Below are 25,081 nucleotides of genomic sequence, written 5' to 3'. Positions count from 1 at the left end.
GGCCGGGCGGCCACCGGGCGGCCCGGGCTGCGCGCCGCCTGCCGTCAGAGGACCGGGGGTTGCGGACGCCTGGCGGCATGCCAGAGCGCGAAAGCCGCGACCAGAAGTGCCGCCCCAGCCGTCCCGGCCACGGCGGCCGGCCAGCCGACGCCGTCTTCCTCCTGACGCGTCCGGTCGGGTCCGGGCCCGAAGTAGCGCTGCCCGTACTGCGCCGGGACCGGCTGCTGCGCGCGCGGCTTCAGCTTCGCTCCGGCCTTGATCGCCGCCGCCGGGTCCACCAGGCCCGCGCCGCGGTCGTCGCTGCGCCCGCCCTCCGGGGAGTTCCGCGCGGTGTCGGCGAGCAGCTCCTTGACCTGGGCGGGGCTCAGTTCGGGGTGGGCCGAGCGGACGAGCGCGACGGCGCCCGAGACGAAGGCGGCGGCCGCGCTGGTGCCCCACCCCTCGTAGTAGCGGCGGTCGGGGTCGGCGATCACCACGTCGACGCCGGGGGCGCAGACGGTGGCGTACCAGCGGCGCGTGGAGAAGGGCGCGCGCGAGCCGTAGCGGTCGACGGCGGTCACGGCGATCACGCCGGGATAGGCGGCCGGGTACGAGACGCGGTCGCCGTCCTCGCCCCCGTTGCCCGCGGAGGCGACCACGACGGCGCCCTTGCGCAGGGCGTACTGGACGGCCGCGTCTTCCTGGGCCTCGGGGTGTGCCGACTTGCTGTCGTCGCCGAGCGAGAGGTTGATCACGTCGGCGCCGTGGTCGGCGGCCCAGCGGATCCCCTGGGCGAGCGCCCCGGCGCGGGAACCGCGGGCCTTCTTCCGGGCCGGGTCGCTGTCCTCGAGGATCACCCGGACCGGCAGGATCCTGGCTTCGGGGGCGACGCCGAGTACGCCGTCCTCGCGGCCCGGGCCGTGCCCGTGGCCCGCGATGATCCCGGCCATGGCCGTGCCGTGCCGGGCCCACGAGCGGTCGCCGCGGCTCGCCCCGAACCCGACCAGGTCCTTGGTGGCGAGCACGTGGCCCTCGAGGTCCGGGTGCCGGTCGTCGACCCCGGTGTCCAGCACGGCGACGGTCACACCGTCGCCCTTCGTCGTCTGCCAGGCGTCCTGGGCGCGGAGCGCCTCGAGCGCCCACTCCTGGGCCCGTATGACATCGCCCTGCGCGGGCGCGGCGGGCCCCAGCGCGAGCAGCGCGGCCGCGGCGGCGACGGCGGTGGACTTCGCTCCGGCGCGGGCGGCGCGGCGCGGGCGGCCCGCGGGGGGTTCCGGGGTGCCGGGGATGGCGGGGGTGCCGGGGATGGCGGGGGTCCCACCGGGGATGGCGGGGGTGGCGGGCACATCCTCGGGTGGGGCGGCGTCGTGGGGGGCCGAAGGGCTACGGAGCCGAGCGGGTGCGTCCGGAGTGCGGGGCTCGGGCACGGTGGGCTCGGGCACGGTGGGCTCGGGCGGGGTCATGAGGGGGCCTCCGTTGCCGCGGCGGCGGCCTTGCGGAAGCCGCGCTCGATGCGGTCCGCGAGTCCGCGGGCATCGTGGCCCAGGCCCGCCTGGCCCGGGGCCGAGGTCGCGGCGGCGGCCGCCGCCGCCTGCGCGGGCTGCGGATCGGGAACCCTGCGGGCATCGGCAAAGCCGGTGACGGCGTAGACGACGGCCGGGACGTCCGTCAGCACGCGCACCACCCAACTCGCACGCTGCGCGTCGCCGAAGCCGGCCGCTGCGGTGCCCTTCGCCGCGTACGGCCTGGGCATCAGGTCTCTGCGTTCGCCGAGGTCCTCGGAGGTGAAGCGGTGGCGCAGCGCGCGCATCCTCCCGGCGTCCGCCTTGGTGATCACGAGCCCGACGGTGGTCACGCTGCTCGAGGTCGCATCGACGTACGTGGCGCGCAGCAGCCTCTTGCAGCCCGCGGGCGACAGCGCCTTGGCGAGCAGCGGGTCGAAGGCGCCCTTGCAGGTGCTGTCCGGGGCGACCGCGACACGCGTCCAGATGCGGTCGGCGCCGCCGGGGCCCGCGCCCTCGCCGCGCACGGTGCGCGGGAAGATCCGATCCACGGGAAGGCTGTGCCACAGGTCCCCGGCCTCGTGGAACGCCTCGCCCGCTGCGGGTTGGCCCTCTCCGCCCCCGGCGAGCCAGCTCCCGGCGGCCGCCCCGCCGAGGAGCCCGAGCCCGAGCACGAGGCACGCCGCGATGGCGGCCGCGCGGACCGGAGGACGCAGGCGCGCGGCCGGATTCGCGGGGTACGGGTGCCCCCACAGCTGCGGGCCCGCCTGCGGGACGCCCCAGGGCGGGGGCAGTTGACCGGTTGTGCCCCCGTACCAGGGCGCGCCGCCCTGGCCCCGGGCGGGGGCTTCGGAGGCAGCGCCTGAGGCGGTCGGCACCTCGCCCGTGCCCCAGACGCCCGGGCCCTCGGAGTGAGCCGGACGCGCTGTCGCCTCGGGGCCCGCGGCAGGAGCCGCGGGCGGACCCCAGGCGAGCCGGTCCTGCGGTGCGGTCTCCGGACGGCCCGCCGAGCCCGCAGTCGCAGAGGTCGAGCCCGTCGAGGAGGACGGCGAGTTCGGTGAGGACGGGGCCGGCTGAGCCTGATCCGCGCGGTCGGGCTCCGCGGCCGGGGTGCGTACCGGCGGGCTGGGGGCAACGTCGGCGCTGTCGACCGCGTCAGGGCCGGCGTCAGGGCCCGCGTGAGCGCCCGCGTCCGAGCCCGGGACGTCGGAGCCCTCCTGGCGGACGGGCCGCGGCGGCGCCGACGAATCGGCCGGAGCGGGGGCCTCGCTCGGTCCCCAGGGGCGCCGGGGCTGCGGCGGGCTGCCGGGGCGGGAGGTCGCGGGCGATCGTTCCGGCGCGGGCGAAGCGCCCGGCGCCGGTGAAGGGCCCGGCGAATCCGGCGGATTGGCCTGGCCACGGCGGGCGCCCGGGATGTCGGAGGCGCCCGGCGGAGGTCCGGCGGGGGCGTCCGGCACGGCGGGTGCGGCAGCGGGTTGGGGTGGCATCCCGTCAGGTCGCCCGGGGGCGCGGGCCGGGGGCGGCGACGCGGGAGGGGCCGCCTGGTACCACGCCCGGGTCTGCGTACCGCCATCGGCGCCGGGCGCCGTAGCGGGTCGGGGCGGGGTGGGGCGGCCCACGGCCGCCGGCTGCTGCCGGGGCATCGGGGGGTGCGCCGGAGGCGGCGGCACGGATACATGCGCTGAGCCCGCCCGAGCGGCCGTTGGCGCGGCGCCTGATGGAGCGGACGCGGCCGCGGACGACGTGGACGCAGGCGCCGCCTCCACCGAACCGGGGCCCGCGCCCCACGGTTCGGACGTCGGCGCCGCGCCCGGCACAGATCCAGGCGCCGCGCCCGGCGCGGAGCCTCCTGCCGCGCCCGGCGGCGCCGGCGCGTTGCCCGGGCCCGGAGGCAGGTCGGAGGAGCGGGGCGAGGCCGCGCGCGGCGATTCGGCGCTCATCCGCCCCCCTCGCCTGTGCTCGCCGTGCCGCCGATCGCCTTTCGGGGCAGGCCGGTTGGTATGTGGACAATCCCGCCGACGACCCGGGCGAGTCGTGGCGTTCGCGTCACTCTACGGGCTGGTGAGGGCCGGGCGGCAACCCGCTCGGACACATGGCTGGTTTGCCCCGACCCGGCCTCTACCCAGCGGTAACAGCATTCTGGCAAGGTGTGCTCATGCCAGCCCCCGCTGCAGGCCCCGCGGCCGACCGCGCCCGCTACGACCGGGCGACCGCACACCTCGACGCGCCGCTCGCCCTCGTCGACCTGGCCGCGTTCGACGCCAACGCCGACGATCTCGTACGGCGCGCGCGGGGCAAGCCGGTCCGGGTCGCGAGCAAGTCGGTGCGCTGCCGTGCGCTGCTCGAGCGGGTCCTGGAGCGCGACGGCTTCGCGGGGATCATGTCGTTCACGCTGGCGGAGTCGCTGTGGCTGGCCCGCTCGGGGTTCGGCGACGTGCTGCTGGCGTACCCGTCCGCGGACCGCGAGCGGTTCGCCGAGCTGACCGGTGATCCGAAGCTGGCGGGCGCGGTCTCCGTCGTCGTGGACGACGCGGCGCAGCTGGACCTCATCGACGCCGCGCGTCGCGCCAACGGAGGCGCCGAGGAGGTCCGGGTCTGCCTGGAGCTGGACACCTCGCTGCAGCTGCTGGGCGGCCGGGTGCGCATCGGCGCGCGCCGCTCCCCGCTGCGCACGCCCGCCCAACTCGCCGATCTCGCCCGGTCGATCGCGCGCCGCCCGGGTTTCCGGGTGGTCGGCATCATGGCGTACGAGGGGCATGTGGCGGGCGTCGGCGACGCGGTCGCCGGGCGGCCGCTGCGCTCCCGCACGATCCGGCTGATACAGGCGGCGGCGAAGAAGGAGCTCGCGGCGCGGCGCGCGGAGGCGGTGCGTGCCGTACGGGCCGTGGTGCCGGACCTGGAGTTCGTCAACGGCGGCGGCACCGGCAGCGTGCAGCACACCGCGGCGGAGGACGCGGTGACCGAGATCGCCGCGGGGTCCGGGCTGTTCGTGCCGCGGCTCTTCGACAACTACACGTCGTTCAGGGGCCGCCCGGCCGCGCTGTTCGCCCAGCCCGTGGTCCGGCGGCCGGGCGTCGGGGTGGTCACGGTGCTGGGCGGCGGCTATCCGGCGTCGGGCGCCGCCGGTGCGGACCGGCTCCCGCAGCCGTACCTCCCGGAGGGGCTGCGCTACGACCCGCAGGAGGGCGCGGGCGAGGTGCAGACGCCGCTGCTGGGCACGGCCGCGGACGACCTGCTCATCGGCGACAAGGTGTGGTTCCGGCACGCGAAGGCGGGTGAGCTGTGCGAGCGCTTCGACGAGTTGCAGCTCGTCGGGGGCGACCGGATCGTCGGCACGGCGCCGACGTACCGGGGCGAGGGCCACACCTTCCTCTGAGCGCTTCGGCCCTGCCGGCCCGCGGGAACGAGTGGCGTCCTGCTGCTCCGAGCCGGCTCGCTCGAGTCTCAAGCCTCAGGCCGCGCCGCCCGTGCCGCCGCTGCCCGGCGCCAGCGCCTTGATGCCCTGCGTGATCCTGTCCATGTCGGTGAGCGGCGGAGCTTCCTTGGTCGCGTCGAAGCCGAAGCGGACCAGGACGAGCCGCTGTTCGTCGTTCGGCGAGGGGAAGACGAGGGACTGGACGTAGCCATCGTCGCCCTTCTTCGTGACGACCTTCCAGCGGACCAGGTAGCCCTTCCGGCCCGCGACGGTGACGGCCACGGACTTCATCTCCCTGCTCGACGTGACCCCGCCGTACATCTCCTTGCCGGTCTTCGGGTCCTTGCCATAGGAGGCCTGGGCGTTCTTGGAGATGTCCTCTTTGGCGACGCCTTCGGCGGACTTCGCGTCGTAGCCCGCGGCCGGTCTGCTGAAGACGCCGCCGCGCACGCACGTCGTGTCCGGCAGGCCGGGGCACGGGTACGGGCCGATGGTGATGGCCGCGCCGCCCGATCCGACGCGGCCCGCCTCCCAGCCGTCGAGAACGGGCAGCGAGATGCCGTTGACGACGTCGGGCGCGGCATCCGTAGCCCCGCTGGGGCCCGGGTCGGGGACGGAGTTCCCTCCCCCGCCGCCGTTCACGCCGCCGTCGCCGGGGCCCGGGGTCCGGGCACTTGCGGTCGGATTCGCCCCGGCCTGGTCCGCGCCGCCGCCGTCGCCGTCACCGTCACCGCTCAGCAGGACGATGCCGCCGACGAGTGCGGCGACGAGGACCGCGGCAGCGCCTCCGATCACGTACGGCTTGCCGCGCGAACCGCCCACGGGTGGGAACGGGGTGTATCCCCGCAGGGCGGGGTCGGGCGACAGCAGGGGGCCGGCCGGCTGCGGCGGGCCGAAGCCCTCGTGCTGCGGCGGTATCTGGGATGCCACCGCACCTTGTGGTTCGCGGGTGTAGTCGGTCCACGTGGAACCGTCCCACCACCGCTCCAGGGTGGGGCCCTGGCCTGTATGCCCGGGGTCTGTGTACCAGCCGGGCGGGGTCGTCATGCTCACGCGGTCACCTTAAGGGGAGCCCTCTACTCCGTACACCGGGTCCGGCAATGCGGACGCGCCCCTTCCACACCGGGACGCGGACACCTCGGCTCTCCGGGGGCCTAGAGCGGGGTCACGTACGCGCCCGCGATGCCGCCGTCCACGAGGAACTCGGCCGCGTTGACGAAGGACGAGTCGTCGCTGGCGAGGAAGGCCACCGCCGCGGCGATCTCCTCGGGCTCGGCGAACCGGCCCGTGGGCACGTGCACCAGGCGGCGCGCCGCCCGCTCCGGGTCCTTCGCGAACAGCTCCTTGAGGAGCGGGGTGTTGACCGGGCCAGGGCAAAGGGCGTTGACCCGGATGCCCTCGCGGGCGAACTGCACGCCCAGCTCGCGCGACATGGCCAGCACCCCGCCCTTGGATGCGGTGTAGCTGATCTGGGAGGTCGCGGCGCCCATCCTCGCCACGAAGGAGGCGGTGTTGACGATGGAGCCCTTGCCCTGGCGCTGCATGTAGGGGATGACGTGCTTGCAGCACAGGTAGACGGAGGTGAGGTTGACCTCCTGCACCCGCTTCCACGCGTCCAGTCCCGTCTCGAGGATCGAGTCGTCGTCGGGCGGTGAGATGCCGGCGTTGTTGAAGGCGATGTCGACCGAGCCGTACGTGTCGTACGCGGTCTTGAACAGCGCCTCGACCTGCTCGGAGTCGGTGACGTCGACTGGGACGAAGAGCCCGCCGGTCTCGGTGGCGGCCGCCTTGCCCGCGGTCTCGTCGATGTCGGCGCATACGACGCTCGCGCCCTCGGAGGCGAAGCGACGGGCGGTGGCCAGGCCGATGCCGCTGCCCGCGCCGGTGATCACGGCGGTGCGGCCGACCAGGCGGCGGCACACTGGGGTTCCCCCTGCTGGCAAGGGACGGGTCTGCTCGGTCACTTGCTCTCCTCGGTGCTGATGAACACGTTCTTGGTCTCGGTGAAGGCGGTGAGCGCCCCGGGGCCCAGCTCACGGCCGAGCCCGGACTCGCCGAATCCACCGAAGGGGGTCCAGTAGCGCACGCTGCTGTGCGAGTTGACCGACAGGTTGCCGGCGGCCACGGCCCGCGATACGCGGATGGCCCGGCCCACGTCGCGGGTCCAGAGGGAGCCGGACAGGCCGTACGGGGTGGCGTTGGCGAGTCGTACGGCGTCGGCCTCGTCCTCGAAGGGGAGGACCACCGCGACCGGGCCGAAGATCTCCTCGACGGCCACGGGGGCGTCGGGCGAGTCGGGGGCGAGGACGGTGGCCGGGTACCAGAAGCCCTTGCCCGCCGGGGCTTCGCCGCGGATCGCGGCAGGGGCGCTCTCGGGGACGTAGGACCGTACGCGCTCCAGCTGAGCCGCGGAGATGAGCGGGCCCATCTGCGTGGCGGGGTCGGCCGGATCGCCGACCGTGAAGGCCTTCACCGCGGGTTCCAGCAGCTCCATGAACCGGTCGTGGACACTGCGCTGGACGAGGATGCGGGTGCGGGCGCAGCAGTCCTGTCCCGTGTTGTCGAGGAAGGAACCGGGGGCGGCGGCCGCGGCCTGCTCGACGTCGGCGTCCGCGAAGACGATGTTGGGGCTCTTGCCGCCGAGTTCGAGGGTCACCCGCTTCACGCTCGCCGCGCACTTGGCCATGATCTGCTTACCGACGGCGGTGGAGCCGGTGAAGACGACCTTGGCGACGCCCGGGTGCTCGACGAGAGCGTTGCCCGCGACGGGGCCCTCGCCGGGGAGGACCTGGAACAGGCCCTCGGGAATCCCGGCCTCCAGGGCGAGTTCGGCCAGCCGCAGGGCGGTGAGCGGGGTGGTCTCGGCTGGCTTGAGGATCACCGCGTTTCCGGCGGCGAGGGCCGGGGCCGTGCCCCATGCGGCGATCGGCATGGGGAAGTTCCACGGGGCGATGACGGCGACGACGCCGAGGGGTTCGTGGAAGGTGACGTTCAGGCCGCCCGCCACCGGGATCTGACTGCCATTCAGGCGCTCGACTCCCCCGGCCGCGTAGTCGAGCAGGTCGCGGGCGTTGCCCGCTTCCCAGCGGGCGTTGCCGATGGGGTGGCCCGCCTCGCGGACCTCCAGCCGGGCCAGCTCCTCGAGGTGGTCGTCGACGGCGTACGCGAACCGGCGCAGCTGGCGGGCCCGGTCGCCGGGGGGCAGGGCCGCCCAGCCGCGCTGGGCCTGCGCGGCGCGGGTGACTGCGGCGTCGACGTCCCGCGGGGTCGCGGCCGGGATGGTGGCGACCGGCTCCTCGGTCGCCGGGTCGATGACGTGAAGCTCGTGCAAGGTCTCTCCTGTGGTTCGCTCCGCCGCCCACGGCACCCTGGGGTTCCCGTTTCGTACGCGGCTGCACGCCGGTGGCCGGTTGTGCCCACCCGTTCCGCCCGCGGAACGAATGCACACAACCGGCTACATCCGCTCGAAGGAGCGGAAGCGCTCCCAGTCCGTGACGGCGGTGTCGTACGCCTCCTGCTCGATGCGGGCCATGTTGAGGTAGTGCTCCACCACCTCGTCGCCGAAGGTGACCCGGGCGATCGGGCTCGCGGCCCACAGCTCGGCGGCCTCGCGGAGCGTCGCGGGCACGTGCTCGGCGTCGCCCTTGTAGGCGTTGCCGGTACACGCCTCAGGGAGCTCCAGCTCCTGCTCGATGCCGTACAGACCCGCCGCGACCATGGCCGCCACCGCCAGATACGGGTTGACATCGCCGCCCGGGAGGCGGTTCTCCAGGCGGTGGGAGTGCCCGTGGCCGATGACGCGCAGAGCGCAGGTGCGGTTGTCGGGTCCCCACGCGACGGCGGTCGGGGCGAAGGAGCCGGGCCGGAACCGCTTGTAGGAGTTGATGTTCGGCGCGTAGAGGAGGGTGAAGTCGCGCATGGCGGCGAGCTGTCCGGCGAGGAAGTGCCGCATGATCTTCGACATGCCGTACGGGCCCTGGTCGTCGGCGAGCACGGGCTCGCCGAACTCGTCGCGCAGCGAGAGGTGGATATGGCAGGAGTTGCCCTCGCGCTCGTCGTACTTGGCCATGAAGGTGAGCGCCATGCCCTCCTGGGCGGCGATCTCCTTGGCGCCGGTCTTGTAGACGGAGTGCTGGTCGCAGGTGGTGAGGGCATCGGCGTAGCGGAAGGCGATCTCATGCTGGCCGAGGTTGCACTCCCCCTTCGCGGATTCCACGATCATGCCCGCGGCGCCCATCTCGTTGCGGATGCGGCGCAGCAGGGGCTCGACGCGGCCGGTGCCGAGGACGGAGTAGTCGACGTTGTAGAGGTTGGCCGGGTTCATGCCGCGGTAGCCGCGCGCCCAGGCGTCCTCGTAGGTGTCCTTGAAGACCATGAACTCCAGCTCCGTGCCCGCGTACGCGGTCCAGCCGTGCTCGGCAAGGCGGTCGAGCTGGCGGCGCAGGACCTGGCGGGGCGAAGCGGCGACCGGGGCGCCGTCGTGCCAGGCCAGGTCGGCGGTGAGGAGGGCGGTACCGGGGTTCCAGGGGGTGCGGCGCAGGGTGGCGGTGTCGCCATGCATGGCGAAGTCGCCGTAGCCGCGCTCCCAGGAGGACATGGCGTAGCCGTCGACGGTGTTCATGTCGGCGTCCACGGCGAGGAGGTAGTTGCAGCCTTCGGTGCCATGGTCCAGGACGTCGTCCAGGAAGAAGCGGGCGGCGAACCGCTTGCCCTGGAGCCTTCCCTGCATGTCGGTGAAGGCGAGGACGACGGTGTCGATCTCCCCGGCGCCGACGAGTCGCCGGAGCTCGTCGACGGAGAGCGGGGGTGTGCGGTCTGCCACGGGAATGCCTCCTGTCGGTGCAGCCGGGAGGCCATAAGGTAGTCCTGTAGACCATTGATTGGGAAGGGCTTCGATGGGCGACATGCAGGAGGTGCGCTCCGCGGCGGACCGGCTGGCGCCGGTGCTGCGGCCGGTGCGTGCGGGCAACGGGTTCGAGGAGGCGCTGGAGCAGATACTCCAGGTGCTGCGGCTCGGCCTGGTCCCGTACGGCGAGCGGCTGCCGGCGGAGCGCGAACTGGCGGAACGGCTGGGGGTGAGCCGGGTGACGCTGCGCGAGGTGCTGCGGGTGCTCCAGGACGAGGGCCTGGTGGAGAGCAGGCGCGGCCGGTACGGGGGGACATTCGTCCTCCAGCGGCCGGGCGGCGAGACCAGGGGCGGCGGGGCCGAGGACGAGCTGCGGCGGCGGATCGAGAAAGTCGACCTCGAGGACACCCTGCGGTTCCGGGAGGTCCTGGAGGTGGGCGCGGCCGGTCTGTGCGCGGCGCACGGGCTGCCGGAGGAGCAGGCGGACCGGCTGCGGGCCGCGCTGGACGCGACGCACGAGGCACCGCTCGCCGACTACCGGCGGCTGGACACGCTGCTCCACCTCACCCTGGCCGAGCTGTCGGGATCGCCCTCGCTCGCCGCCCAGTACGCGGCCGTCCGCGCCACCGTCAACGACCTGCTGAACTGCATACCGCTGCTGGTGCGCAATCTGGAGCACTCGCAGCAGCAGCACACCGCGCTGGTCGGGGCGGTGCTCGAGGGGGACGCGGACGCGGCGCGCGAGGTGATGCGGGAGCACTGCGCGGGTACGGCGGCGCTGCTGCGCGGCTTCCTGACGTGAGCGTGCGGACGGGTCCGTTCCCGAGCAACCGCCCCGGCGGCCGAGGCCGTTTCGTAACCGGTGTTTAACGCATGCCCCTTGCGTACGGCCCCGCCCCGGGGCAATGGTATCGCCTCAAACCTTTAATTCCAGGCAGGCCCCAGCCTGAGGAGGCGTCTGTGTCCCTCGACAAACACGTGACGGAGCCGGAGCAGGAACATCGGCCGTCAGGCGACGAACAACGTCTGCACGAGCTCGGGTACGCCCAGGAACTCGCCCGTTCGATGTCGGCGTTCTCCAACTTCGCCATCTCGTTCACCATCATCTCGGTCCTCTCCGGCTGCCTGACGCTGTACGGCTTCGGGATGAACACCGGAGGGCCGGCCCTGATCACCTGGGGCTGGCCGCTGGTCGGCGTCATGACGCTGTTCGTGGGCCTGGCCATGGCCGAGGTCTGCTCCAGCTACCCGACAGCGGGCGGCCTGTACTACTGGGCGGCGAAGCTGGCCCCCAGACACGGCCCGGCGTGGTCGTGGTTCACCGGCTGGTTCAACTTCCTCGGTCAGGTGGCGGTGACCGCGGGCATCGACTTCGGGGCGGCGTTCTTCATGAACGCGCTGCTGGATCTGCAGTTCGGCTTCGCCGCCACCCCGGAGCACACGATCATGCTGTTCGGTCTGGTGCTGGTGGCGCACGGCCTGCTGAACACCTTCGGCGTGAAGCTGATCTCCCTCCTCGGCAACGTCAGCGTGTGGTGGCACGTCGTGGGCGTGCTGGTCATCGTGGGCACACTGGTCGTCGTGCCGTCGGAGCACCAGTCCGCCTCCTTCGTCTTCACGCACTTCGTCAACAACACCGGCTGGCACTCCGGCCTCTACGTCGGGCTGCTGGGCCTGCTGCTCGCGCAGTACACCTTCACGGGCTACGACGCCTCGGCGCACATGACCGAGGAGACGCACGACGCGGCCAAGGCCGGCCCGCGGGGCATCGTGATGTCGATCCTCGTCTCCCTGGTCGCCGGCTGGATCCTGCTGGTCGGCATCACCTTCGCCATCCAGGACTACGACGGCGCGCTGAGCAGCGCGACCGGCGTCCCGCCGGCGCAGATCTTCATCGACGCGCTCGGCGTCACCGGCGGCAAGCTGCTCCTGCTCATCGCGATCGGCGCCCAGTTCTTCTGCGGCATGTCGTCGGTCACGGCCAACTCACGGATGATCTACGCCTTCTCCCGGGACGGCGCCCTGCCGGGCTCGCGGGTGTGGCACCGCATCAACAAGCGGACCAAGACCCCGACCAACGCGGTCTGGCTGGCCGCCGGGGGCGCCTTCCTGCTGGGCCTGCCGTACCTGTGGAACGCCACGGCGTACGCGGCCGTCACCTCGATCGCCGTGATCGGCCTGTACATCGCTTACGTCCTGCCCACGTTCCTCCGCCTGCTGCAGGGCGAGCGGTTCCAGCGCGGCCCGTGGCACCTCGGCCGCTGGAGCAGGCCCGTCGGCGTCATCGCCGTCGCGTGGACGGTGGTCATCTCCGTGCTCTTCATGCTGCCGACGACCAGCCCGGTCACGGCGGCCACCTTCAACTACACCCCGCTCGCCGTCGTCATCGTCCTCGGCTTCGCCGGCACCTGGTGGCTGGTGTCGGCCCGCAAGTGGTTCACCGGCCCGAAAGTCCAGGGCACACCCGAAGAACTGGCCGCCATCGAGCACGAACTGGAATTCTGAGGGGCGACCGGACGGACGACCGTTGGACAGGGGAAGCAGCGTGGCCAAACCCGTGATCGGCCTGAGTACGTACCTGGAGCCCTCGGTGCGCTGGGGGGTCTGGGATCTGCCGGCGGCTGTGCTGCCCGCCGGGTACCACCGCCTCGTACAGCACGCGGGCGGCCTGGCCACGCTGCTGCCACCGGACGACCCGGAGCAGGCCAGGGCGGCGGTGGCGCTGGTCGACGGGCTTGTCATCTCGGGCGGCCCGGACGTGGAGCCCGTACGGTACGGGGCCGAGCCGCACCCGCAGACCGGGCCTGCCTACCGGGAGCGGGACGCCTGGGAACTCGCCCTGATCGAGGCGGCGCTCGCGACCGGCACGCCGCTGCTCGGGATCTGCCGCGGGATGCAGTTGCTCAACGTCGTCCTTGGCGGAACGCTCATGCAGCACCTGCCGGAGTCGGTCGGGCACGACGGGCACTGCGGACCGCCCGGGGTGTTCGAGCACCACGAGGTCAAGCCGGTGCCCGGGACGCGGCTCAGCGAGGTGCTGCCGGAGGCGATGACCGTGCCGACGTACCACCACCAGGCGGTCGAGCGGCTCGGGCGCGGGCTGCTGGCCTCCGCGCACGCGGAGGACGGCACGCTGGAGGCGGTGGAACTCAGCGACGGAAGCGGCTTCGTCCTGGCCGTGCAGTGGCATCCGGAGGCGGGCGAGGACCTGCGGCTGATGGAGGCGCTGGTGGCGGCGGCTCAGTCGCTGTGAGTTCCGGTTGAGGTCAAACCCCCGTCCGGTTGCCCCTGTTCATCCTCGCCCGGGCACCCCATCATGGCGCAGACATGCCAGGCGCAGACATGCCAACTCACCGGGGCCCTGACCCTCCCCGGTGCGAGGGAAACGGGTGGCCGTGACAAAGTCCGTCATCAGGCCGGCGCTGGCCGCCGCCGTACTGGGCCTTCTGGTGGGGGCTGCGGCCGTTCCGTGCGCCGGGGCCGAGCCGCCTGCCGCGCACGCCGCCCGGCCCTCCGGAAGCTCCTCCGCCACTCCCTCCGACAGTCCCTCCGGAGGTTCCTCGCCGTACGGCCCGCTGAGGCCTGGACGCCCCCGCTGAGCACCAGAGGGCGCTACATCGTCGACGCCGACGGCCACCGGTTCAAGCTCAAGTCCGGGAACTGGCACGGCGCGAGCGGCACGTGGACCGGCTCCGGCAGCCCCGACGACCCGGCCCACAACCACGCGGGCGAGAAGTCCGACCGTATGCCGCTCGGCCTGGACCGGGCCCGGGTCGGTGAGATCGTGGCCGGATTCCGCGAGCTGGGACTGAACAGCGTCCGGCTGCCCTTCTCCAACGAGATGGTGCACGACCGGCGGCCGGTCCCCGACGCCGCGGTGGCGGCCAACCCCGAGCTCCGGGGCAAGACCCCCCTCCAGGTCTACGACGCCGCAGTCAAGGCGCTGACGGACGCGGGCCTCGCGGTGATCCTGAACAACCACACCAACACCTCGCGCTGGTGCTGCGGCGTGGACGGCAACGAGCGCTGGAACTCGAGCCAGAGCGACGCGACCTGGGAGAGCGACTGGCTGTTCATGGTGCGCCGCTACCGGCACAACGCGCGCGTGGCCGGCGCCGACCTCTACAACGAGGTGCGCCGCTCCGTAGGGGACGACCCCAACTGGGGCCTGGGCGACCGGCACGACTGGTTCGCCGCCTCCCAGCGGCTCGGCGACCGCATCCTCCAGGAGGGCAACCCCGACCTCCTCGTCATCGTCGAAGGCATCAACTGGACCGGCATCCCCGTCGACGGACTCGCCCACGGACGCCCCACCCTCGAGCCCGTCCAGCGGCTCTCGCACACCCTGGTCACATCCGGCAAGCTCGTGTATTCGGCCCACTTCTACGACTACACGGGACCGAACCACAGCGGCGCCACCGGCGCCGGAGAGACCTCCGACCCCCGCTACCGGGACTTCAGCCGCGCCGAGCTGTACGACGTGCTGCACCGGCAGGCCTTCTACGTCACGTCCGTGCGGGACCGGCACTTCACCGCCCCCGTGTGGATCAGCGAGTTCGGGGCCGGCGGGCGGGAGGAGACCGGCGAGAAGCAGCGGGCCTGGTTCCGCAACTTCGTCGACTATCTCGTCGAGACCGACGCCGACTTCGCGTACTGGCCGCTCGTCGGCTGGCACGAGAACCGCAAGGGCAACGGCTGGGCCCTGCTGCACTGGAACGCGGCGGGTGAGCGCATGGGCCTGTTCGACGGTGACGACTGGCGCGCCCCCGCCTGGCTCCGGCTGATCAACTCCCGGGGAAAGACCGGCGAGGTCGAACCGGTCGACCGCTGGTCCATGCTGAGCCCCGACCACGGGGACTTCGTCCAGTCGCTGCGGATGCGCGCGCTGCCGGACTGGGACTCCGGGGCGCGCAAGGCGGCGTGCCCGGACGGGCAGCGGCTCGCCGGGCTCAGCCACACCGGAAACCGGGGGCTGTGCACGGACGCAGGCGCCCGCGGCCTCTGGCCCGCGGGCGGCGGACACGAGGTCGTCCGCGACGAACGGTACGTCGAACCGGGCGGCGGCGACTGGGCCTCGGGGTACACCAAACTCCAGTGCCCGGCCCGCCACTTCCTCATCGGCTACAGCGTGCGCGGAGCCGCCGTCTCCGCCGCCCTGTGCGCGGAGGCGGGCACGGCGCTGGGCACGAACGGCCGGACGGTGTGGTTCGACCGGGGCGACGACCGGCCGGCGGCAGCCAAGGGCGGCGACTTCGCGTACGGCCGCCATAAGGGCCAGTGCGCGGACGACGAGTACGCGGCCGGGGTCGCGTACACCGGGCGCGTGGGGTCGTCGAAGACACCGGATGCGCTGCTCTGCAGAAAGCTTGAGTGAGCGGCGGGGTAGGGGGGACCGGGGGAGCCGTACGGCCGTCAGCGCGCCCGGCGCGTGAGGGACAGCAGGTCGCGGGCCGGGCGCCCGCGAGGGTACTCGCATGGCCACCCTCGCGCAGTCCCGCCCCCGTCCCCTGTCCGGCGCTGGGCCGGCACCCGCCCCCGAGCGCCGGGCGCGGGTCTCGGTGCGCGAACTCGGGCCCAACTGGTACGCGACCGTCATGGGCACCGCTATCGTGGCCACTGCCGGAGCCGGTCTGCGGGTCGGTTCACCCGGCTCCCCCGGCCTGCCCGCCCCGCCCCGGTCAGCTCGCGGACGCGGCGCGCGGCGGCGCGGTCCGGGCGCCCTACGCCGAGGCGCTGGGCGCGTTCGCGGTGCTCTACGGCGTGCCGGTGCTGGGGTTCGCCCTCCTCTGGCTCGTCTTCGCCACCGCGCTGACCGTACGGGCAGTGCGGCGCGGGATGCCGTTCTCGATGACGTGGTGGGCGTTCACGTTCCCGGTCGGCACCTGTGTCACGGGCGCCGAGGCCCTGGCCCGGCACACAGGCCTCGACGCGTACGGCTGGTCGGCCGCGGCGCTCTTCGCGCTGCTCGTGGCGGCCTGGGCCGTCGCCGGATTCCGCACGTTGCGTGCCACGCTCAGCGGCCGGCTGCTCGCAGCGCCGCGCCGATGACGGCCGGGGCCTGTGCCAACGACGGCCCGTACCAGGTGAGATGGCGGCCGCTGACGAGCGCGTACGGCAGGCCGGGGAAAGCCTCGGGGCCGTCGCCGGTCCCGAAGGCGTACGGCTCGTCGGGCAGCACGGCGAGGTCTGCGCCCGCCGCGTTGAGTTCGTCGAGCCGGATCTTCGGATAGCGGTCGGCGTGCCCGGCGTAGATGTTGTCGACGCCGAGTCGCGCGAGCAGGTCGCCCGCGAAGGTGTCGCGGCCGAGGACCATCCACGGCCGCCGCCAGACCGGCACGACGGCCGTCAGCCGGTCCCCGGGCGGCCGCACGTCCTGCCAGGCGGCCTCCGCCTCGTCCAGCCATCGCGGCCGGGCCAGCCCGCAGCCGCGCACCAGCACCCGCACCAGCTCGGCGAACGCCTGCTCCAGCGTGCGCACTTCGGTGACGAGGACCTCGAGCCCCGCGTCGCGCAGCGCGGCCAGGTCGGGCTCGCGGTTCTCCTCCTCGTTCGCGATCACCAGGTCGGGAGCGAGCCCGATGATCGCGGGCACGTCGGGGTTCTTGGTGCCCTTGACCCGTACGACGTCGAGGCCCGCCGGGTGGCTGCACCACGCGGTGGCGCCGACCAGCAGCCCGGGCGCGGTGACGGCCACGGCCTCGGTGAGGGAGGGAACGAGCGATACGACGCGCATGCGATCACCCTACGCACGGGGCGCGGAATCCTTGGGGGCGCGGAGTCCTGTTGTCCACAGGCACATTGATCATCTGCGCACAGGCGTTAGGCTGGCCGTGCAGCTGGTTCGCCCCGCCTCCCAGGCGGGAGCGTCGCAAGAGGGAATCCGGTGGGAATCCGGAACTGCCCCGCAGCGGTGAGCGGGAACGACCGCCGTCTTACGCACTGGACGCCCGGCGTCCGGGAAGCGACGGCCAGTAGGTGCCTGGCAAGGTCATCAGGCGCGCCCGCGAGTCCGAAGACCTGCCACTGCCCGTGCCCCGCCGTGGGGTGCGGCCAACCGGGACCTCGAGGGCGGGTCGGCGGCGGCAGGGGCGTACGGCGTACGGCGTACGTACGAGCGTCCCCGTCTTCGACGTGCTCCGCCTTCCCGAGGTCGCTGACGAACTCGCGAAGGAGAGTTCCGTGACCGACTCACAGACCGCGCAGACGGCACAGACAGCGCAGACCGCGACATCGCCGCGGACCGCGCAGGCCCCGCACACCGCACGCGTGCGGGCGACTCTGCACGGCTACCCCCGGCAGGGCCCCGACCGGGAGCTCAAGAAGGCCGTCGAAGGCTACTGGGCAGGACGCATCACCCAGGAGGAACTGCTGCGCACGGCGGCCGCGTTGCGCGCCGGTGTCCGGCGCGAGCTGCGCGACGCGGGCATCGACGAGATCCCCACCGGCGACTTCTCGCTCTACGACCACGTCCTCGACGCCGCATGGGCCGTCGGCGCCGTCCCGGCCCGGCACCGCGCGGCCGGACTCGGCGAGCTGGACACCTACTTCGCCATGGCCCGTGGCACGGCGGATGTGCAGCCGCTGGAGATGACCAAATGGTTCGACACCAACTACCACTACCTTGTACCGGAGTTGAGCCAGGACAGCGTCTTCGCCCCGGACTCACGCAAGCAGGTCGGGGAATTCGCCGAAGGCCGTGACGCGGGGTTCACCGCCCGCCCAGTGCTCCTCGGGCCGGTCAGCTTCCTGCTGCTCTCCAAGCCCGCCCCGGATGCCGCACCCGGCTTCCAGCCGCTGACGCTGCTGGACCGGCTCCTGCCGGTGTACGCGTCGCTGCTCGCGGATCTGCGGGAGGCCGGGGCCGAGTGGGTGCAGCTGGACGAGCCCGTCCTCGTCCAGGACCAGCCGGGCGCGGTGCTGAGCGCGACCGCGCGGGCCTACCGCGACCTGGGCGCCGTGCCCGCGCGGCCGAAGCTGCTCGTCGCCTCGTATTTCGACGGGCTCGGCGAGGCGCTGCCGGTGCTCGCGGACTCCCCGGTCGAGGGGTTCGCCCTGGACTTCACCGGACCGGCCGCGGCGAATGTGGACGCGCTCGCCGCCATAGGAGGTCTGCAGGACCGCCGCCTGATCGCGGGCGTGGTCGACGGCCGCAACGTCTGGGCCGCCGATCTGGAGCAGGCGCTCGGCACCCTCGCGACCCTGCTGGGCCTGGCCGGGCGGGTGGACCCCGCGCCTTCCTGCTCGCTGCTGCATGTGCCGCTGGACGCGGCAGCCGAGCGGGAGTTGGACCCTCAGGTCGCCCGCTGGCTGTCCTTCGCGCGGCAGAAGACGGCTGAGGTCGCGGTCCTCGCCCGCGCCCTGAACGACGGCCGGGACGCGGTGGCCCCGCAGCTCGCCGCTGCCCGTGCCGCGCGCGCCTCGCGTGCCGGTTCCGCCCTCACCCGCGACGCGGCCGTACGGGAGCGCTGCGCGGCGGTGACGGCTGCCGACACCCGGCGCCCGCAGCCGTACGAGGTACGGGCCGCCGCCCAGCGCGCCCGACTCGGCCTGCCGCCGCTGCCGACGACCACGATCGGCTCCTTCCCGCAGACCGCCGAACTCCGGGCCGCCCGCGCGGGCCTGCGGACCGGCCGCCTCACCGAGGACGAGTACCGGGAGCGGATCGAGCGGGAGATCCGGGACGTGATCGCCTTCCAGGAGAAGGCGGGTCTGGACGTGCTGGTGCACGGCGAGCCCGAGCGCAACGACATGGTGCAGTTCTTCGCCGAGCAGCTGAACGGCTTCCTGGCGACCCGGCACGGCTGGGTCCAGTCGTACGGCACCCGCTATGTCAGGCCGCCGATCCTCGCCGGGGACGTGTCGCGGCCCGCGCCCATGTCCCTGGAGTGGACGCGCTTCGCCCAGTCCCTGACGGAGCGTCCGGTCAAGGGCATGCTCACAGGTCCTGTCACCATGCTCGCCTGGTCCTTCGTACGCGATGACCAGCCGCTCGCCGAGACCGCCCGGCAGGTGGCCCTCGCCCTGCGCGACGAGGTCGCCGATCTGGAGGCGGCGGGCACGGCGGTGGTGCAGGTCGACGAGCCCGCGCTGCGCGAGCTGCTGCCGCTGCGGCGGGCCGCGCGGGCCGGGTATCTGGCGTGGGCCACCGAGGCGTTCCGGCTCACCACGGGCGGGGTCCGGGCCGACACGCAGGTGCACACGCATATGTGCTACGCGGAGTTCGGCGAGATCCTGCCCGCCATCGAGGCCCTGGACGCGGACGTGATCAGCCTGGAGGCGGCGAGGTCCCGGATGGGCATCGCGGGCGAGCTGGCGGAGGCGGGCTACCCGCGCGAGGTGGGCCCGGGTGTGTACGACATCCACTCGCCGCGCGTCCCGTCCGCAGGGGAGATCGCGGATCTGCTGCGGCAGGCGCTCCGGGCGGTGCGACCCGAGCGGTTGTGGGTCAACCCTGACTGCGGGCTGAAGACCCGCTTCCCCGAGGAGGCGGACGCGGCGCTGGAGAACATGACGGCCGCGGCCCGCGAGGTTCGGGCTGCCATCTGACCTCACATGTCTGGGGGCCCGGGAACGACGTCGTCGTTCCCGGGCCCCCAGGCGTCAAGGCGGACTCAGCCGGTGACGGGCGCCATCCGGGCCACCACGTCCGGGTGGGCGTCCATCCAGCGACGCGCGGACTCCTTCTCGTTGCCCTGGCCGGCGTTCTGGATCGCGACCCCCAGCCAGGGGGCCCGCCTCCCCGCCGGCGGACCGCTCCCGTGACCTGGGAGCACAAACCGAAGTTGATCCACTTCACAAATGGAAGGTTCACTCCACGGGCCATGTCAGTCCGGTACGGCATCATGCGGAGTGTGACCCGACGCCTGATGCTCCTCGACTCCGCCTCCCTCTACTTCCGCGCGTACTTCGGCGTGCCGGACTCGGTCAGGGCACCGGACGGCTCGCCGGTCAACGCGGTGCGCGGACTGCTGGACTTCATCGCCCGGCTCGTCCAGGACCACCGCCCCGACGACCTCGTGGCCTGCATGGACGCCGACTGGCGCCCGCACTGGCGCGTCGAGCTGATCCCCAGCTACAAGGCGCACCGGGTCGCGGAGGAGGTGCCGGAGGGCTCCGACATCGAGGAGGTCCCCGACACGCTCTCCCCGCAGGTGCCGGTGATCGAGGCGGTGCTGGACGCGGTGGGCATCACGCGCGTGGGCGTGCCCGCGTACGAGGCGGACGACGTGATCGGCACGCTGACCGGCCATGCCACCGGACCCGTCGACATCGTCACCGGGGACCGTGACCTCTTCCAGCTGGTGGACGACGCGCGCGGGGTGCGCGTGCTCTACCCGGTGAAGGGCGTCGGGACGCTCCAGCCCGTCGACGAGGCGTGGCTGCGCGCGAAGTACGGCGTGGACGGGCCGGGGTATGCGGACCTGGCGCTGCTGCGCGGCGACCCGAGCGACGGACTGCCCGGCGTCCCGGGCATCGGCGAGAAGACCGCCGCCAAGCTCCTCGCCGAGTTCGGCGATCTGGCGGGGATCATGGCCGCGCTCGGCAACCCGATGGCCAAGATCAGCCCGGCGCAGCGCAAGCGCCTTGACGAGGCGCGGGACTACATCGCGGTCGCGCCCAAGGTCGTGCGGGTCGCCTCGGACGTACCGCTTCCGGACTTCGACCCCGCGCTGCCGCGCACGCCGCGCGACCCCGACGCCGTGCTGGCGCTGGCCGAGCGCTGGGGGCTCGGCGGCTCACTGCAGCGGCTTCTCACCGCGCTCCAGCATTGATCCTGTTAGGTTAGGTCTACCTAACCAACGATGGTGTGAGGCAGGGGAGGCCACCGTGGCAGATCGTCCGGCACGTAAGGCACCGAAGCTCAACCGCGCCCGTGTGGTGCGTACGCAGCAGCTCACGCCACACATGGTGCGCGTGGTGCTGGGCGGCGAGGGCCTGACCGGATTCGGCGCGGGCGAGTACACCGACCACTACGTCAAGCTGCTCTTCCCGATCGAGAGCGTGGCGTACCCCGAGCCGTTCGACATCGAGGCGGTCCGCCGCGACCTGCCGCGCGACCAGTGGCCCCGGATGCGGACGTACACGGTGCGCAGCTGGGACCCGGAGGCGCGCGAGCTGGCCCTTGACTTCGTGGTCCACGGCGACGAGGGCGTGGCGGGACCGTGGGCGGCGAGCGTGAAGCCCGGCGAGGAGATCTTCTTCTCGGGCCCCGGCGGGGGCTACGCGCCGGACCCGGCCGCCGACTGGCACCTCCTCGCGGGCGACGAGAGCGCCCTGCCCGCCATCGCCGCCGCGCTGGAGCGCATTCCCGCGGGCTCGCAGGTCCGCGCCTTCGTGGAGGTGGCCGGGCCGGAGGAGCAGCAGGAGCTGGCCGTTCCGCCGGGCGCGGAGGTCGTCTGGCTGTTCCGGGGCGGCGCGCCGGTGGGCGAGGCGCTGGTGGCGGCCGTACGGGCGCTGGACTTCCCGAAGGGCGAGGTGCAGGCGTTCGTGCACGGCGAGGCCGGGTTCGTGAAGGAGATCCGCCGCCTGCTGCGGGTCGAGCGGGAAGTGCCGCGCGAGCGGCTGTCGATCTCCGGCTACTGGCGGCGGGGGCACGACGAGGACGGCTGGCAGGCATCCAAGCGCGAGTGGAACCAGCAGGTGGAGGCGGAACAGGAGGGAACCCCCGCCTCCGCATCCTGAGGGCCGGGGTCCGGGGTGCCCTGGAGAGCAGCGGAGTGCGAGGGCGACGAGGGCACCCGGCTCCGGGCCAGGAGCCGGGTGCAACTCCCCTGGAAGCGACTGGTCAGCGGACGCGCTCACGTTCGCCCCGAGGGGAGCGGCGTCACCAGGACGGCATCATTGCGTCGGGGTAGCGGGATCCGGCCGCGCCGTGCGGCAGGATCTCCTGCACGCGGGCGAGGTTCTCCGGCGTGAGCGTGATGTCCGCCGCCGCGACGTTCTCGGCGAGGCGCTGCGGGTTACGGGTTCCCGGGATCGGCACGATGTCGTCGCCCTGGGCCAGCAGCCAGGCCAGCGCCAGCTGCGTGACCGTGATGCCCCTGGCGTCGGCGAGCGCGGTCAGCTCGCGGATGGCGGCCAGGTTCCTTTCGTAGTTGCCGGGCTGCCAGCGGTCGTCCCAGCTGCGCATGTCGTCCGCAGGGTATTCGGCGGCGGGTTTCACCGTACTGGTGAGGAATCCGCGGCCCAGCGGCGAGTACGGCACGAAACCGATGCCCAGCCCACGCACCAGCGGCAGCACCTCGGCCTCCACGGCGCGCTCGAACACCGAGTACTCGGTCTGCAGCACGGACACCGGATGGACGGCGTGGGCGCGCCGGATGATGTCGGGGCCGGCCTCGCTGAGCCCGAAGTAGCGCACCTTGCCCTCGGCGATCAGCTCGCCGACCGTGCCGGCCACGTCCTCGATCGGCACGTCCGGGTCGACGCGGTGCTGGTACAGGACGTCGATGTGGTCGGTGCCGAGGTGGCGCAGGCTGTTCTCGGTGACTTCGCGGATGTGCTCCGGCCGGCTGTCCAGCGCGACCCCGACGTTCTGCGGATCGCTCAGGTCGAAGCCGAACTTGGTGGCGATCACGATCTCGTCGCGGAAGTCCTTCACGGCGCGGCCGAGCAGTTGCTCATTGCTGCCGGTGCCCATGCCGTACATCTCGGCGGTGTCGAAGAGGGTCACGCCCAGTTCGTAGGCCCGGCGGATGGTGGCGATGCCGCCGGCTTCGTCGGCGGCGCCGTACGCCATGGTCATGCCCATCGTGCCGAGGCCGATCGCTCCGACCTCCAGGCCCTGCGTACCGAGCTTGCGCTTCTGCGCGTTCTTGTTGTGCTGTGTCATGCCGTCAACGCTAGAAGTGCGCCTGCCGGGAGGTCATGGGGCGGAGATCGCATAGGATTGCCTAATCCTCTCAGCAAGGGAGCTCCTCCATGCTGGACCAGCTCGCGGCCGCCGTCGCCCGGCACAGCGACGGCCTGTGGTCCGACAGCGCGGTCCCACGCCTCACGCTGGTAGCGCTCGACGAGCCGGTCGCCCCCCTCGACCTGCTGTACGAGCCGATGATCTGCTTCATCGCCGACGGCGCCAAACGCACCATCGCGGGCGACCAAAGCTGGGTGACCGGGCGCGGCGACATGTTCCTCAACTCACTCGTGCTGCCGGTCACCGCCGTGTTCGAGCGGGTGCCGTACCGCTCGGCGGTGCTGCGACTCCGCGGCCGGGCGCTCGCCGACCTGCTGCTGGAACTGGACGGAACCGACCCGCGTACGCCCCCTGGTCCAGGCGGGCAGATCACAGCGTCGATGACGCCGGAACTCGTCGACGCGGTCACCCGGTGGGTGCGGCTGCTCGACGCCCCGGACGACATCCGCCCACTGGCCGCCCGCACCGAAAGCGAAATCCTCTACCGGCTGCTCGGCAGCCCCCTCGGGCCGCACCTGCGTCACTTCGCACTGGCCGACTCCGGCGCGGCCCGGGTACGCCAGGCAGCCGCGTGGATCAGCGAGCACTACACCGAACCCCTCACCATCGAGGAGATCGCAGCCGTGGCGCATATGAGCACCGCCACCCTGCACCGGCACTTCAAGGCCGCCACCGGCATGAGCCCGCTGCGGTTCCAGAAACACCTGCGGCTGCAGGAGGCACGGCGGCGGTTGGTCGCAGGAAACACCACGGCGGCGCTGGTCGCGGAAGCCGTCGGATACGCGAGCGCGACACAGTTCAACCGCGAGTACCGGCGCGCCTACGGCCTGCCGCCCGCCCAGGACGCGGCCCGCCTGCGCGGCCGGCTGGCGAACGCCCGGGGAGCAGTGAACTCGGCCGGACGTCCGAGGGCGTCCCACATCGGCCTGGCGATGGGGGAACAACGGGGGCCAGTAGGGCAGATCTCCCCTCGGCCATAGGGGACGCCACAGGGGGACGAGGTGGCGATGCAGCCAGACACGGCCTGGCCGTCCCCTCCGTAGCGGAGGGGACGGCCTCGTTCTGTCCGTCCGTTACAGGCGGCTGGTCACTTCTTCTCCCCGAGGCTCACCGGCTGGTCGTTCTTCAGCTCGTCGAAGAGCTTCTTCGCCTGCGTCGTGTCCCACCTCACGGCACTGCCCTTGGACGTCTGGAAGCCCTGGTCGGCCACGGGGACGTTGATCTGCTTGCCGTCGCCGCCCGTGACGGCCTTCATCGCCTGGAGCATCGACGTGAGTTTCGACAGGCTCATGTCCCTGTCCACGATGAGCGTCTCCAGCCCCGCGCCCATGGCCGGGTAGAGCTTGGACGGGTTGAGGACGGTGCCCGGGGTGGCGGCCTGGTCGGCGAGCGCGGACAGGAACTTCTGCTGGTTCCTGGTCCGGCCCAGATCGCCCTCGGCCTCCTGGTGGCGCTGGCGGACGAACGCGAGCGCGTCGGCGCCGCTGAGAGTCTGGCAGCCCTTCCTCAGATCGGCGCCCGATTTCTCGTCCTTGATGTCCTTGTCGAGGCATAGGTCGACACCGCCGACCGAGTCGACGATGTTCACGAAGCCCGCGAAGCCGATCTCCGCATAGTGGTTGATCTTCAGGCCGGTGTTGGCTTCGACGGTCCGCACGAGGAGCTCGGGTCCGCCCATCGAGAACGCCGCGTTCAGCTTGTTCTTGGCCGCGGCGTAGTGCTTGCCGGTCTCGGGGCGGGTGAACGCCGGGATGGTCACCCACGAGTCGCGCGGCAGGCTCATCATTGTGGTGCCGTTGTCGCCGGTGTGCAGCACGATCATCGAGTCGGTGCGGCGGCCCTCGGCCGAGCCGGTGTGCAGGTCGTTCTTGTCCTGGTTGGAGAGGCCCTCGCGACTGTCGGAGCCCACGATGAGGTAGTTGGTGCCCTCGCCACTCGGGCTACGGTCCCCGACCTTGGCGAGGTCGACCTCGCGGTCGAGCTTGAAGTCGGCCCAGACGTACGTGCCGATGGACGTGACGAGGATCACCAGGACCAGGACGATCAGCGTCCGCATGATCCGGCGGCCCCGTCTGCGGCCGCCGTGGTCGTCCTCCGCCTCCGGGCCTTCGGCCCCCGGGCCGTAGGAGTCGTAGGAGTCGTAGGCGTCGTCGTTGCCCCACGGACCGCCGGTGCCGACCTGGTGCGGGATGCCGGGGTGGACCTGGCCGCTCGGCGCATGGCCCGCGGCCGGCCACCCCGGGGACGACTCGGGTGTCAGCAGCGGCGGCGGTGCCGAGCGCTGCCGTGGCAGGTGTGCGCCCTGCCGCAGGTCGTACCCCATGGCGCGCGTCGGCTCCGCATCACCGCCGCGCCGGTTTCTGTCGGTCAAACCGTCCGGCCAATCTCTCATAGGGGAGGAGTCTGCATGGTTACCGGCGGTCCAC

The 25,081-nt window shown here is 72.9% G+C and carries 19 protein-coding genes, 1 pseudogene and 1 riboswitch; of the genes and pseudogenes, 10 read left to right on the top strand and 10 right to left on the bottom strand.

From position 1 onward, the window contains the following. Positions 1 to 44: 44 nt before the first annotated feature. A complete protein-coding gene (gene mycP / locus ACTWP8_RS10335) occupies positions 45 to 1,442 on the bottom strand; it encodes a type VII secretion-associated serine protease mycosin (RefSeq protein WP_443321832.1) in 1,398 nt (465 codons plus the stop codon). Further along, positions 1,439 to 2,359: a hypothetical protein gene (locus ACTWP8_RS10330; RefSeq protein ID WP_443321831.1), complete on the bottom strand. Its 921-nt coding sequence runs from the start codon at positions 2,357 to 2,359 to the stop codon at positions 1,439 to 1,441. The genes mycP and ACTWP8_RS10330 overlap by 4 nt, the downstream gene beginning before the upstream one ends. 1,277 nt (positions 2,360 to 3,636) lie before the next feature. Here ACTWP8_RS10330 and ACTWP8_RS10325 point away from each other — a divergent pair. After that, a complete protein-coding gene (locus ACTWP8_RS10325; protein ID WP_443321830.1) occupies positions 3,637 to 4,857 on the top strand; it encodes an amino acid deaminase/aldolase in 1,221 nt (406 codons plus the stop codon). 75 nt (positions 4,858 to 4,932) lie between these two features. On the opposite strand, the gene ACTWP8_RS10320 is transcribed toward ACTWP8_RS10325, so the two are convergent. The 4 genes from ACTWP8_RS10320 to ACTWP8_RS10305 all read right to left on the bottom strand — a co-directional run bounded on the left by ACTWP8_RS10320 (position 4,933) and on the right by ACTWP8_RS10305 (position 9,718). Then, positions 4,933 to 5,943: a DUF2510 domain-containing protein gene (locus tag ACTWP8_RS10320; protein WP_443321884.1), complete on the bottom strand. Its 1,011-nt coding sequence runs from the start codon at positions 5,941 to 5,943 to the stop codon at positions 4,933 to 4,935. A 107-nt stretch (positions 5,944 to 6,050) separates the two neighbouring features. Then, positions 6,051 to 6,860, bottom strand: a complete 810-nt coding sequence (locus ACTWP8_RS10315) for a 3-oxoacyl-ACP reductase (protein WP_443321829.1) — start codon at positions 6,858 to 6,860, stop codon at positions 6,051 to 6,053. After that, positions 6,857 to 8,227 carry an aldehyde dehydrogenase family protein gene (locus tag ACTWP8_RS10310; protein ID WP_443321828.1) on the bottom strand — a complete coding sequence of 457 codons (1,371 nt, stop codon included), beginning with the start codon at positions 8,225 to 8,227 and terminating at the stop codon, positions 6,857 to 6,859. The genes ACTWP8_RS10315 and ACTWP8_RS10310 overlap by 4 nt, the downstream gene beginning before the upstream one ends. A 123-nt stretch (positions 8,228 to 8,350) precedes the next feature. Then, positions 8,351 to 9,718 (bottom strand): glutamine synthetase family protein, encoded by a 1,368-nt coding sequence (locus ACTWP8_RS10305; protein WP_443321827.1) that lies wholly within the window; start codon positions 9,716 to 9,718, stop codon positions 8,351 to 8,353. Positions 9,719 to 9,791: 73 nt separating this feature from the next. Here ACTWP8_RS10305 and ACTWP8_RS10300 point away from each other — a divergent pair, with 73 nt between their 5' ends. The 5 genes and pseudogenes from ACTWP8_RS10300 to ACTWP8_RS10280 form a co-directional block, all read left to right on the top strand. Further along, positions 9,792 to 10,544: a FadR/GntR family transcriptional regulator gene (locus ACTWP8_RS10300; protein ID WP_443321826.1), complete on the top strand. Its 753-nt coding sequence runs from the start codon at positions 9,792 to 9,794 to the stop codon at positions 10,542 to 10,544. 263 nt (positions 10,545 to 10,807) lie between these two features. After that, positions 10,808 to 12,247: an amino acid permease gene (locus ACTWP8_RS10295; protein WP_443321883.1), complete on the top strand. Its 1,440-nt coding sequence runs from the start codon at positions 10,808 to 10,810 to the stop codon at positions 12,245 to 12,247. A gap of 40 nt (positions 12,248 to 12,287) precedes the next feature. Continuing rightward, positions 12,288 to 12,995 carry a gamma-glutamyl-gamma-aminobutyrate hydrolase family protein gene (locus tag ACTWP8_RS10290; RefSeq protein WP_443321825.1) on the top strand — a complete coding sequence of 236 codons (708 nt, stop codon included), beginning with the start codon at positions 12,288 to 12,290 and terminating at the stop codon, positions 12,993 to 12,995. A gap of 216 nt (positions 12,996 to 13,211) precedes the next feature. Beyond that, positions 13,212 to 15,116, top strand: coding sequence for a glycoside hydrolase family 5 protein (locus tag ACTWP8_RS10285; RefSeq protein WP_443321824.1), 1,905 nt, complete (start codon positions 13,212 to 13,214; stop codon positions 15,114 to 15,116). A gap of 305 nt (positions 15,117 to 15,421) precedes the next feature. Continuing rightward, positions 15,422 to 15,790 (top strand): annotated as a pseudogene (locus ACTWP8_RS10280) (C4-dicarboxylate ABC transporter); the annotation flags it as partial. On the opposite strand, the gene ACTWP8_RS10275 reads toward ACTWP8_RS10280, so the two are convergent. Next, positions 15,756 to 16,475 carry a helical backbone metal receptor gene (locus tag ACTWP8_RS10275; RefSeq protein ID WP_443321823.1) on the bottom strand — a complete coding sequence of 240 codons (720 nt, stop codon included), beginning with the start codon at positions 16,473 to 16,475 and terminating at the stop codon, positions 15,756 to 15,758. The pseudogene ACTWP8_RS10280 and the gene ACTWP8_RS10275 overlap by 35 nt on opposite strands. 86 nt (positions 16,476 to 16,561) lie before the next feature. Further along, positions 16,562 to 16,781, top strand: a riboswitch (cobalamin riboswitch). Between the two features lie 227 nt (positions 16,782 to 17,008). Here ACTWP8_RS10275 and metE point away from each other — a divergent pair. Continuing rightward, positions 17,009 to 19,288, top strand: coding sequence for a 5-methyltetrahydropteroyltriglutamate--homocysteine S-methyltransferase (metE, locus tag ACTWP8_RS10270; RefSeq protein ID WP_443321882.1), 2,280 nt, complete (start codon positions 17,009 to 17,011; stop codon positions 19,286 to 19,288). 65 nt (positions 19,289 to 19,353) lie between these two features. Here metE and ACTWP8_RS10265 read toward each other — a convergent pair whose 3' ends face one another. Continuing rightward, positions 19,354 to 19,515 carry a hypothetical protein gene (locus ACTWP8_RS10265; RefSeq protein ID WP_443321822.1) on the bottom strand — a complete coding sequence of 54 codons (162 nt, stop codon included), beginning with the start codon at positions 19,513 to 19,515 and terminating at the stop codon, positions 19,354 to 19,356. Between the two features lie 69 nt (positions 19,516 to 19,584). Here ACTWP8_RS10265 and ACTWP8_RS10260 point away from each other — a divergent pair, with 69 nt between their 5' ends. Next, positions 19,585 to 20,514 (top strand): 5'-3' exonuclease, encoded by a 930-nt coding sequence (locus ACTWP8_RS10260; RefSeq protein ID WP_443321821.1) that lies wholly within the window; start codon positions 19,585 to 19,587, stop codon positions 20,512 to 20,514. Positions 20,515 to 20,569: 55 nt separating this feature from the next. Then, complete coding sequence (locus ACTWP8_RS10255) at positions 20,570 to 21,424, top strand: siderophore-interacting protein (protein WP_443321820.1); 855 nt, start codon at positions 20,570 to 20,572, stop codon at positions 21,422 to 21,424. 142 nt (positions 21,425 to 21,566) lie between these two features. Here the strand turns inward: ACTWP8_RS10255 and ACTWP8_RS10250 are convergent, their stop codons facing one another. Beyond that, positions 21,567 to 22,574, bottom strand: coding sequence for an aldo/keto reductase (locus ACTWP8_RS10250; RefSeq protein WP_443321819.1), 1,008 nt, complete (start codon positions 22,572 to 22,574; stop codon positions 21,567 to 21,569). An 89-nt stretch (positions 22,575 to 22,663) separates the two neighbouring features. On the opposite strand from ACTWP8_RS10250, the gene ACTWP8_RS10245 reads away from it, so the two are divergent. After that, positions 22,664 to 23,635, top strand: coding sequence for an AraC family transcriptional regulator N-terminal domain-containing protein (locus ACTWP8_RS10245; protein WP_443321818.1), 972 nt, complete (start codon positions 22,664 to 22,666; stop codon positions 23,633 to 23,635). 107 nt (positions 23,636 to 23,742) lie between these two features. On the opposite strand, the gene ACTWP8_RS10240 is transcribed toward ACTWP8_RS10245, so the two are convergent. Continuing rightward, positions 23,743 to 25,047 carry an LCP family protein gene (locus ACTWP8_RS10240; RefSeq protein WP_443321817.1) on the bottom strand — a complete coding sequence of 435 codons (1,305 nt, stop codon included), beginning with the start codon at positions 25,045 to 25,047 and terminating at the stop codon, positions 23,743 to 23,745. Between the last annotated feature and the right edge of the window lie 34 nt (positions 25,048 to 25,081).

The sequence above is a fragment of the Streptomyces sp. 7N604 genome, assembly GCF_052245475.1.
Classification (GTDB): domain Bacteria; phylum Actinomycetota; class Actinomycetes; order Streptomycetales; family Streptomycetaceae; genus Streptomyces.
Note: the sequence above shows the minus strand (reverse complement) of the source record. Positions and strands in the feature narration are given on the sequence as shown.